5 protein-coding genes, 6 tRNA genes and 1 pseudogene are annotated in these 10337 nt (G+C 56.0%); 3 read left to right on the top strand and 9 right to left on the bottom strand.

Features of this window, described 5'->3' with window-relative positions; genetic code table 11:
- Positions 1 to 626: 626 nt before the first annotated feature.
- The 7 genes from HMPREF2541_RS10835 to recB form a co-directional block, all read right to left on the bottom strand.
- Positions 627 to 717, bottom strand: a tRNA-Leu gene (locus tag HMPREF2541_RS10835).
- Between the two features lie 28 nt (positions 718 to 745).
- Positions 746 to 823 (bottom strand) — tRNA-Cys (locus HMPREF2541_RS12270).
- An 80-nt stretch (positions 824 to 903) separates the two neighbouring features.
- A tRNA-Cys gene (locus HMPREF2541_RS10840) sits at positions 904 to 977 on the bottom strand.
- 43 nt (positions 978 to 1020) lie between these two features.
- A tRNA-Gly gene (locus tag HMPREF2541_RS10845) sits at positions 1021 to 1096 on the bottom strand.
- A gap of 27 nt (positions 1097 to 1123) precedes the next feature.
- Positions 1124 to 1199: transfer RNA gene (locus HMPREF2541_RS10850), tRNA-Gly, on the bottom strand.
- Between the two features lie 23 nt (positions 1200 to 1222).
- A tRNA-Gly gene (locus HMPREF2541_RS10855) sits at positions 1223 to 1298 on the bottom strand.
- 151 nt (positions 1299 to 1449) lie between these two features.
- The gene (recB, locus tag HMPREF2541_RS10860) at positions 1450 to 5175 is read right to left on the bottom strand and encodes an exodeoxyribonuclease V subunit beta (protein WP_070543558.1); all 3726 of its coding nucleotides are present in this window, start codon (positions 5173 to 5175) and stop codon (positions 1450 to 1452) included.
- Positions 5176 to 5652: 477 nt separating this feature from the next.
- Between recB and HMPREF2541_RS10865 the strand changes: the two genes are divergently transcribed.
- The 3 genes from HMPREF2541_RS10865 (at position 5653) to imm45 (ending at position 8867) form a co-directional block, all read left to right on the top strand.
- Positions 5653 to 6903: an NAD(P)/FAD-dependent oxidoreductase gene (locus HMPREF2541_RS10865; protein ID WP_003821904.1), complete on the top strand. Its 1251-nt coding sequence runs from the start codon at positions 5653 to 5655 to the stop codon at positions 6901 to 6903.
- A gap of 223 nt (positions 6904 to 7126) precedes the next feature.
- Entirely contained in the window at positions 7127 to 8482 is a 1356-nt protein-coding gene (yegQ, locus tag HMPREF2541_RS10870; protein ID WP_070543560.1) for a prephenate-dependent tRNA uridine(34) hydroxylase TrhP, read from the top strand.
- A 103-nt stretch (positions 8483 to 8585) separates the two neighbouring features.
- Entirely contained in the window at positions 8586 to 8867 is a 282-nt protein-coding gene (gene imm45 / locus HMPREF2541_RS10875; RefSeq protein WP_003821908.1) for an Imm45 family immunity protein, read from the top strand.
- Between the two features lie 35 nt (positions 8868 to 8902).
- Here the strand turns inward: imm45 and HMPREF2541_RS10880 are convergent, their stop codons facing one another.
- The gene (locus tag HMPREF2541_RS10880) at positions 8903 to 10192 is read right to left on the bottom strand and encodes an ISL3-like element ISPpu12 family transposase (protein WP_049331821.1); all 1290 of its coding nucleotides are present in this window, start codon (positions 10190 to 10192) and stop codon (positions 8903 to 8905) included.
- 21 nt (positions 10193 to 10213) lie between these two features.
- Positions 10214 to 10315, bottom strand: a pseudogene (locus HMPREF2541_RS11730) (signal peptidase II); the annotation flags it as partial.
- Between the last annotated feature and the right edge of the window lie 22 nt (positions 10316 to 10337).

Raw genomic sequence — 10337 nt, forward strand, 5'->3', positions numbered from 1 at the left:
CCCCGCCGGCACCAGCGCCGACCGCCTCGCCGGCCTCCTGTGCTACCGCGTGCTCGAAGCCCACGGCCGTGGCCAGCGCTACACCTTAATCCTGCCCGGCCAAACCATTCCCCCGCAAAACGGCCAGCGCGAAAAATGCCTAGCCGCGCTGGCAGTAATGTAAGTAGTTATGTGTATCAGGAAATACCGCATTGGGGCTGAACAGCAGCAAGGCTTGCCAGCTGACGGCATGGACTCCATGCGCACCCTTGTTTAGACAAGATTGATTAAAGGCTACCTGAAAAGTTTCAGGTAGCCTTTAATCATCAGAGATAAATAACTACCTGAGAAATCCATATCCTACTTTCAGGATTCTAGATGGATGCTGCACAAACCATTACAACAAATTGAATTTATTTGATTATTTATTTCCAGCTATCTCACAGTAATACCGATAGAATATGTATGGAATACCCGACCTATTGCCAAACAGTGTTGGTGCTTTGATTGAGTTTTGAGGAAGACGGCAGAATATTTCCGAAGATAAGGTAAGTAAGACTAAAATCAGACAGTTAATTGATTTTAAACTGTTCTGTGTGTTTTTGAAGATGTCTGGAGACAAAAAAGAACCGCTATAAAGCGGTTTGTGGTGCCCGAGACCGGAATCGAACCGGTACGCTCGTATTAAGGAGCGACGGATTTTAAGTCCGTTGTGTCTACCAATTCCACCACTCGGGCCGGGCTGTGGTTTGTCAGCCTGGATGATTGGAGGCGGGGGCGCGGATTTTAACCGGCCTATGCGAGGGTTGCACCCCACGCAGCATAAACACTCTGCCACCCCGCCGTGCTGATTGATGTATGGTTGATCTAACCAATACCGCGATGGCTATTTGCTGCCTGCGGCTTACATTCACTTTGGTATTTTGGAGGCGGGAGTCGGAATCGAACCGGCGTACACGGCTTTGCAGGCCGCTGCATAACCACTTTGCTATCCCGCCAAATTAGCTTTTGGCCGACTGTATCGGCCAAATTGCTAAAACTTGGAGCGGGAAACGAGTCTCGAACTCGCGACCTCAACCTTGGCAAGGTTGCGCTCTACCAACTGAGCTATTCCCGCGTAGCACCCGAATCAATAAGTGGATAGTGGAGCGGGAAACGAGTCTCGAACTCGCGACCTCAACCTTGGCAAGGTTGCGCTCTACCAACTGAGCTATTCCCGCTTGGGATTCGGATGATTGAAACTTGGAGCGGGAAACGAGTCTCGAACTCGCGACCTCAACCTTGGCAAGGTTGCGCTCTACCAACTGAGCTATTCCCGCTTGGGTGTTTTCCGGCTGCGCCGTACTTACGAAAGGGGCATATTATAGGCAGATTTGCCAAATAGTCAATATCCATTCTGGAAAACTTGGCTAAGGATTGTTATTTATGCTGATTTTTCTGCCACTCCTTGTCCTGCCGGCACGACTGCAGCTATTCAAGCCATTCCTGCAGAGCGGAAACGGGGATGTCCCAGCACCACAAGCCCTCCTGGCCATGCGGATTTAAGCCGCGCACAAACAGGTAACGCACATGGATGTATTCGGGCAGGGCTCGGCGTTGTTTCAGGTAGCGTGCGGTGGCTACGGCGTAAATCAGCGCTTGCAGGTAATAATGGTGTTCGCTCACCGCCGCGCTCATGGCGGCTCGGCCGTAATCGGCCAAACGGCTGCCCAAGTGATTGGATTTATAGTCGATAACGCATACCCTGCCGTTTTTGCCTGCGGCAATCAGGTCGATGAAGCCGTTGAGGAAACCAGTTACAGCGTGGAAATCCAGCTGCGGCAGGTGGGCGGCGGCGTTTTCAGGTAGCCCGATGTCGGAGCGGGCAAACCAGCGGCGCAGACGTTTCAAACCGAAATCGTGCAGGTGCAGCACGAAGCCCATTTCCGCCACGCGGCTATCGGCGGGAATATCGGCCAACTGCATATTCTCTGCCAACGGCACACGGCGCACGGCCTCTACCATTTCCAACACCGCCGGTAACCATGCTTCAGCCTCGAAGCCGTGTTTGTCCAAGATATCGGCATAGGATGCCGCTTGTTCGGCAGCGAGGTGGACAAAATCGGTTTGTTCCAAAATGCTGTGCAGGCAGATACCGGGCTGGGTACCAGCAGGGAAAGCTAGTAAGGCAGTTTCGGCCTCATTTAACCACAAGTTGCCCTGCCCGTTTGGCTGAACTACATTTTGGCCGTTGGCCCGCAACTCGTCGCTTACATTTTTGCTTCGCAGAAACTCGCTGCGCTCGTTTTCAGGTAGCCTCTCTGTTTCGGCAGCGGGGTTTTCATCGGCCAACAGGTTTTCAGGTAGCCACTCTTCGGCGGTCAGGGTTTGGCGGCTCAGGCCGGTAAAGCTAGTGTGGCGGATAAATTGCAGCGGCCGCTCGGGCAGCACAAGGGCGCGGTAACTGCCCTGCTGTTCGTTGCGGGCGCGGTAATTGGCTTCGGGCGGCTCGCCTTCCAACCATTGCAACTGGCCGGGCGCGGCACTTTGGATGCGCTTAAGCCAAGCCTGTCGCAGGGCTTCGGTCAGGGCTTGGCCTTTCAGGCCGCGCCAATCATCACGGATGGCTTGGCAGTCATCTTCGCCTATTTCGGCCAAGAGATAGGCGAAGGTGTTTTCCGGGGTGTTGCTGCAGGGGGCGGCGTAGAGCACGAGCTGCTCGCGGGCGCGGGTGAGCGCGACATACAGCAGGCGCAGGCGTTCGCCGAGGTCTTCTGCAAACAGCTGCCGCTCGTCTTCTTCGTCCAGCTGGGCTTTCGCCAACAACAGGTTGCGGCCGTTGCTTTGGCTGATGATGTTCCAATCTTGCACCAATTTGTCGCTGGTATCCCACACGAAAGGACAAAACACCAGCGGGTACTCCAGCCCTTTGGCGGCGTGCATGGTAACGATTTTCACCAAGTCTTCATCGCTTTCCAGCCGCAGCTGGTATTCTTTATTTCCCTTATCCTCCCTATCATTTTTATTTTCTTTGCTTTTCTTGTTTTTCTTGCTACTTTTCAGCCGCATTTCCAACCATTGCGCCAATGCGACTGGGCTGGCACATTCAGCAGCGGCCAGCGCCAAGATTTCGGCCAGCTGCCAGAAGTTGGTGAAACTGCGTTCGTTGCGGGTGTGCAGAAGATGCTGCTCGAGGCCGCTTTGGCGGGCAAAGCGGGTGAGCGCGGTGTAGATGCCGTGCTGCTGCCAGGCTTCAGCGGCGGTTTCGGCCAGGGTTATCCACTCGGCCAGGCGGTTTTCGTTGCCGTTCAATTCGGCCAGGTCTTGCGCGGTGTAGCCATAGAAAATGCCACCAAGCACGAAACGCAGGTATTCGGTTTGCTGCGGGGCCAGCCAAAACAGCAACAGGGCGTGCAGGGCTTCGGCTTCGGGCGTGTCGAACACCGATTGCTGTTGTAGCAATACGCTGCGCACGCCCCGACGTTTGAGCGCGCGCGCGACCATTTCTCCTTCTTCGTGTTTACGTACCAACACAGCAATTTGGCCGGGATGTAACGGTTTGTTTTTTTTACTATCTTTACCCTCAATCATGAGACTACCTGAAAAAGCTTGGTTTAATCTTGCAGCAATTTCGCGGGCACAATAGTTAGCAGAAAGTTCGCGCAAGAAATCTTTATTCGGCAGTTTGCCATCTTCGGCAGATGGATTGATCCAGCGCACGGCCACGGCGGCTTCGGGCGCAGGGCTGAGCAGGCTCTCGGCGCGGGCGGCCTGCACGGCGGGGTAGGCAATCTGCGGCAGCACGAAAGGGCGGCTGCGGGCGGCAAACAGATGGCCGATGCCGTTTACCAAATCGCGGTGGCTGCGGTAGTTGGTGTGCAGGGTATAGCTTTGCTCGGGGGCGGTATCGGCGGCAGCGGCGAGGTAGGCATGGATGTCGGCACCGCGAAAGCCGTAGATGGCCTGTTTGGGGTCGCCCACCAAAAATACAGGCACGCCTTGGCGGATAAAGGCGGTGTGGAAAATGGCGTATTGCAGCGGGTCGGTGTCTTGGAATTCGTCGATGAGCGCCACGCGCCATTTGGCAGCCAGGGCTTGGGCAAGCGCTTCGGCTTGCTCGGGATGTTCGGGGTTGGACAGGGCAGCATGCACGTCGAGCAGCAAATCATCATAGTCGCGGCGCGAGCTGCGGCGTTTGTCTTCGGCCAAACGGGTTTTCAGGTGGCCTAAACATTCGAGCTTGAGGCGGATGGCGGCTTCCTGCTCGGCATCGTCGATTTCGGCCAGGCGGCGGCCAAACACGGCCAAGGGTTGCAGTGCGGCGATGTCGGCTTCTTCAATATGCTGGTTTTTCCGGATTCTGTTGCGCAGGGCGTTTTCTTCAAAACACAGCAGCCTGTCCGGCTTGGAAAGCACGGGTTGTTCCAAACCTTCTTGTGCGGCTTGCCGGAGCTCGGTAAACAGGGTGTCGATGGAGGCATTGAATGTGCCGCCGTGAAGCTGCGGCTTGATGCGGCGGTACACGGCTTCGATTTCCTCCACATTCCGTTGCAGCTTCTGCCAAGCGGCATGGAGGCCTTTCTGTATTTGCGTCAGGCGGTTTTCAGGTAGCCTGTAGTCCAAAAAGGCGCGTTTGAGGCTACCTGAAAATTCGGCTAGCACGGAGGCGGGGGTGATGCCGAAGCGGGCGGCGATGCGCGCGTTTTGCGGGTGGTCGGCCACGTGTTCGCGCCAGAAATCCTGTGCGGCCACCAGGCGGGCGGCGGTGTCGACGGGGCCGGTTTCCAGCTCGAAGGGCACGCCGCACAAGAAGGCGTAGTCGCCCAGCACGCGCAGGCAGAAGCCGTGGATGGTGTAGATAGCGGCGGTATCGAAGCCGGACAGGGCGGCCTGCAGCTGCAGGATGAGTTTGCTGCGCTCTTGTTTGGCCAAGGCTTCGGCCAGCAGGTGTTGTAGAAACTCATCGGCCGGCGTCTCCCCGCTCTGCAGGGCAGCCAAAACTTCGCCCAGCCGGGCGCGCAGGCGGTTTTTCAGCTCGGCGGTGGCGGCTTCGGTGAAGGTAACCACCAGTATGTTTTCCGGCGCCCAGCCTTCGAGCACCACCAGGCGGGTGAACAGCGCGGCAATGCTGTAGGTTTTGCCCGTGCCGGCGGAAGCCTCGACAAGGTGGGTGCCCTGCGGCGGCAGCGGCAGTTGTGCAACGTGGAAATTCTGCATGGTGGAGTCCTTGGTGTTTCAAGTAGCCATGGATAATGGGCATTATTGTACGTCCTGTCCAGCAAGCTGTCTGCGGGCGTTAGCGGACAAATTTGCTGCCGATGCCGGGCTGTAAACCGCTAACAAGACTCGAAAGCACATTAATGCCAACATACGCTGTGGCAGGAATAAAGTTAATCCGCTAATTTAAAAATAAATATAGCTTGGCAGAGTAATTGCTTTCAGGTAGCCTATAGGCCTATTGCTTACCGGGCAACACTGCTCAAACAGGCAAAGGTCGTGCCGTGTTGCCCACGGCGGTTGGTTTTGGACAATTTTTGTCCAATTATTAATAATCATAAATAGTTTTCAAACCATTCAAGCCCATGCTGCCATGTAATGGAAGGCAATGGCTGATTGGCTGAAAACAAATAATCTTGCCACTACTTACAACCAACCAATTGCAGCTGAGCAGAAACCAATAATTAAAGGGAAAACATGATTCAGCATTACGACGTCGTTATCATCGGCGCCGGCCCCTCTGGGGCAGTGGCGGCTGCTTTATTGAACAAGCGGGGATTCAATGTTTGTGTGGTGGAAAAGCAGCATTTTCCGCGTTTCGTTATCGGCGAGAGCCTACTGCCGCATTGCATAGAGTTGCTGCATGAGGCCGGCTTCCTACCTGCCGTGCAGGCCGGATTCGGCTTTCAATATAAAAACGGCTTCGCTTTCTCCTGGGGCGAACGCAACACCAGCTTCAAATTCACCGATAAATTCTCCTCCGGCCCATCCACCGCATTCAATGTAGAGCGTGCCCGTTTCGATAAAATCCTGATCGACGAAGCCATCAAGCAAGGCGTAACCGTACAGTTCGGCTCCACGGTGAAAGCCTTCGACAACCATGGCGATTTCGCCAAACTGGTGGTGCAGCAGGAAGGCGGCGATCCTTATGTGCTGGGCGCGCGTTTCGTGCTGGATGCCAGCGGCTACCACCGCGTGTTACCGCGCATGCTCAGCTGGGACATTCCTTCCGACCTGCCTGTACGCCACGTGCACTTTACCCATATCGAAGACCACATCACCGATCAGTCCTTCGACCGCAATAAAAACCTAGTGTGCGTCCACCCCGAACACCGCGATATTTGGCTGTGGCTGATTCCCTTCTCCAACGGCCGCGCTTCAATCGGCGTGGTGGGGCTACCTGAAAAACTCGGGCAGGAAAGCTCTGCCGTTATCCTGAAAAAATTTGCCCTGGAAGTGCCGTTCCTACGCCGCATTTTGAAAAACGCACAATGGGATAACGACTTCCCCTTCATCTACCTGCCTGGCTATTCCGCCAGCGTAAAATCGCTCTACGGCCGCCACTTCGCCCTATTGGGCAATGCCGCCGAATTCCTCGATCCGGTATTCTCCTCCGGCGTTACCATCGCCACCCACTCGGCCAAGCTCGCCGCCGATTTGGTGGCTCGCCAACTGAACGGCCAGCAGGTGAACTGGCAAAACGAATTCGCCCGCCCGCTGATGTCTGGCGTAAACGTGTTCCGGCACTATGTGGAGGCTTGGTATTCCGGCACGCTGCAAGACATGATTTTCAGCGGCCAGCGCACGCCGGAAACCGACCGTATGCTAAGCGCCGTGTTTGCTGGCTATGTGTGGGATCAAAACAACCCCTATGTGCACGATGCGCAACTCTTCACCTCGCAGATTTGGGAGCCCGCGCCCAAACACGACACCGCCGAAGCCGGTTAGCCGCCGTTTTGCGCTATAATCCGTTTTACTGCCGCTTCTGTGGAAGCCGATGTTTAGCTTCCTGTGGAAGCCAAAGTTTTAGCTTCGCAGAAACTTCGTTTTCAGGTAGCCTGCTTAAGGGGCTACCTGAAAATCGTTTAAAGCATCTCCGAATAACTTAAAGGCTACCTGAAAGCAAACCGCTTCTATTCCGATTACCCCCTTATCCCATTTGAATCACGCCATGAAATCTCCCGAACTCCTTCTCCCCGCCGGCGGACCCGAGCGTATGCGTACCGCCTTCGATTACGGCGCCGATGCCGTGTATGCCGGCAGCCCGCGCTATTCCCTGCGTGCCCGCAACAACGAATTCGCCAAGCTCGACGTATTGCAGGCCGGCATTACCGAAGCCCACGCACGCGGTAAAAAGTTCTATCTCACCGTCAACACCCTGCCGCACAACAGCAAGCTCAAAACCTTTGTGGCCGATATGGAGCCGCTGGTTGCCATGAAGCCAGACGCGCTGATTATGGCCGACCCCGGCTTGATTATGGTTACCCGCGAACGCTGGCCAGATATGCCCATCCACCTCTCCGTGCAGGCCAACACCACCAACTACTGGGGCGTGAAATTCTGGCAGAAAATCGGCGTGGAACGCATCATCTTGTCGCGCGAATTGAGCATGGAAGAAATCGCCGAAATCCGCCGAGAATGCCCCAATGTCGAGCTCGAAGTATTCGTACACGGCGCACTCTGCATCGCCTACTCCGGCCGCTGCCTGCTCTCCGGCTACTTCAACCACCGCGACCCCAACCAAGGCACCTGCACCAACTCCTGCCGCTGGGACTATAAAGTCCACCCCGCCGAAATCGACGAAATGGGCGACGCCCGCCTGCTGCAAGGCTTTGATTTCAACAAAGCCCAAGAAGAAGCCAACGCCGCCTTCGAAGGCATCAACGGCCAAGTGCGCCCCCCCGCCGCCAATAAAATCTTCCTCATCGAAGAGAGCAACCGCCCCGGCGAAATGATGCCGATTATGGAAGACGAACACGGCACCTACATCATGAATTCCAAAGACTTGCGCGCCGTAGAGCAAGTGGCCGAGCTCGCCCGCATCGGTGTGGACAGCCTCAAAGTGGAAGGCCGCACCAAATCCGTGTACTACGTCGCCCGCGTGGCCCAGGCCTACCGCAAAGCCATCGACGACGCCGTAGCCGGCCGCCCCTTCGACTACAGCCTGCTGGCCGAACTCGAAGGCCTCGCCAACCGCGGCTACACCTCCGGCTTCCTCGAGCGCCACCAAACGCAAGACTACCAAAACTACCTCACCGGCCATTCCGTAGCCAAACAGAGCCAATACGTCGGCCACGTTACCGAAATCGACGCCGAAGGCTGGGCCACCGTGGAAGTGAAAAACCGCTTCGCCGTGGGCGACACGCTGGAAATCATCCACCCGCAGGGCAACCAAACCATCGTGCTACAAGCCATGAAACGCAGGGGCGAAGCGGCGGAAGTGGCCCCCGGCAACGGCATTCAAGTGCAGATTCCGAATATGGCGGGCAAGGATAAGGCGCTAATTGCAAGAATATTGAATCCTTAACCCGTCTGCCGAATCAGGGTTTAAAGGCTACCTGAAAACTGTTGCCAATCATTTCAGGTAGCCTATATTTCAGAAACGCCCAGCACTGGCATAAGGCTCAATCATGAAAAAACTGCTTGATTATCACGGCAACTTGAAGCGTGGAATGGTTCTTCGCCTGCCTGGCGCATATCCGCATGAGGAATATGTTGATTTGATGTTGGTGGAGCTGCCAGATGGCGACAGAAGGTTTGGTTTGCTGGTTGCCACCGGCCATAAGGCGGGATTGGTTTTGGTGAAACTGCCGCAAGAAGCCGAGCTGGCTGGCGCGTCAGGTATCAGCCGGGAATGGGTGGTAGATAATTGGAATCGATGGATATATGGGGTATACGGATTTAATGGTTGATGGGGCACCTTCACCCCATCAATCTGATACCACCCTCAGATGGTTGATAGATCGACTCCGTAGTTGAGTTCCTCTGCGAAGTCCGGCAGTCCGTAACCGATGGTTTTCTTGTAGAAAGGAGAGACCTTCGCAGTCGGTGCCTTCTTCTTGTGCTTCGTGGTGTAGAGCATTCGTGCCCGCATCACCTCGAAGGAGTAACCGCGCCCTTCACGGTTCTTGTCCTTGGCCAGTCGGTTGATGGACTCCGTGTAAGCGTTGGTGACGGGCATGTCCATCTCGAAGTAGGTCATGGTCTCTTCACGCCAGTTTCCCACTGCCCTGACCAGATCGCTCCAGACTTCCTTTTGGCCCTTCGGGATGGTGGCTATCCACTCGTCCAGGGCGGCTTCTGCCTGGAGCCGTGTGGTGGCGTCCCAGATGCCGTAGAAGCGCTCCTTGTGCTCGTAGGCGGCCAGCAGTTGCGGGAACGCGCCTGTCCAGGTCTCCATGATGAGGCGCTCCCGGTCTGAGACTTCGTGAGCGCGTTTCAGCAGGATTTTCCGGTCTCCCTTGAGAGTCCGGCTCTGGGACGGTTTCAGCTCCTTTCTGAGGCCCTTGCGCACTCTCTCTAGGGCATCGTTGGCCATGCGCACCACATGGAACTTATCGACCACGATACGGGCCTGGGGCAGTACAGCCTTGACCGCTGCCCGGTAGGGGTTCCACATGTCCATGCTGACGATCTCGACCTTCTGCCGGTCTTTCAGCTTCATCAGGTAGTTGGTCACCACGTCCTGGCGGCGGGTGGCCAGCAGGTCGAGCAGGGTTCGCTCCTCAATGTTGGTCAGAATGCAGCGGTAGCGCTTGTTCAGGTATAGCTCGTCAATGCCCAGGATGCGGGGCGTCTCGAAGCGGTGCCAGCGCCCCAGGAACTCGGCGCGGGCGTTGAAGATGTCGCGCACCGTCTTCTCGTCCAGGCCGGTCTGTGCCGCCACAAAGGTGTAGGGGTGGTTGAAGGATTCCTTCTCCACGTACTCATGCAGCCGCAGTGTCATACGGAATCCGTCCACCATCTCCGGTAGCTGGGGCCTGAATGTTGTCTTGCAGGCCCGGCAGGTGTATCGGCGGCGGACCACCCAGAGAGTGACCCGCTTGCCGTGGATGGGCAGATCACGATAGGGAACGTCACGCTTGCCGAACCGTACGAACTCACCCTGCACGCCGCATTCCTCGCAGGCGATGGGATCGGGCACGTCCACCTGGAAGTGCATTTCGTCGTCGGTTGATTTGCAGCCCAGTACTTGGTATTGCGGCAGGTGAAGGATGTTGTCGGGAAGTTCGGTCATGGTGTTGTATAGGCGTAGGTGTCAGTCAGATCCATCCGACTCGGCATTGGTGTTTGCTTTTTTACCCAACAAGCTGCTGGAAACGAAAAGTAAGGCACCGAGGACAATTGCAATGGGGCTTAGGAAGCAAAATCACTCAATATAG

The organism is Eikenella sp. HMSC061C02 (genome assembly GCF_001809035.1).
Classification (GTDB): domain Bacteria; phylum Pseudomonadota; class Gammaproteobacteria; order Burkholderiales; family Neisseriaceae; genus Eikenella; species Eikenella corrodens.

Bases quoted from the DNA above. Each gene is read 5' to 3' on its own strand.
- HMPREF2541_RS10865 (WP_003821904.1), top strand. From the start codon at position 5,653: ATGATTCAGCATTACGACGTCGTTATCATCGGCGCCGGCCCCTCTGGG.
- HMPREF2541_RS10880 (WP_049331821.1), bottom strand. From the start codon at position 10,192: ATGACCGAACTTCCCGACAACATCCTTCACCTGCCGCAATACCAAGTA.
- yegQ (WP_070543560.1), top strand. From the start codon at position 7,127: ATGAAATCTCCCGAACTCCTTCTCCCCGCCGGCGGACCCGAGCGTATG.
- recB (WP_070543558.1), bottom strand. From the start codon at position 5,175: ATGCAGAATTTCCACGTTGCACAACTGCCGCTGCCGCCGCAGGGCACC.
- imm45 (WP_003821908.1), top strand. From the start codon at position 8,586: ATGAAAAAACTGCTTGATTATCACGGCAACTTGAAGCGTGGAATGGTT.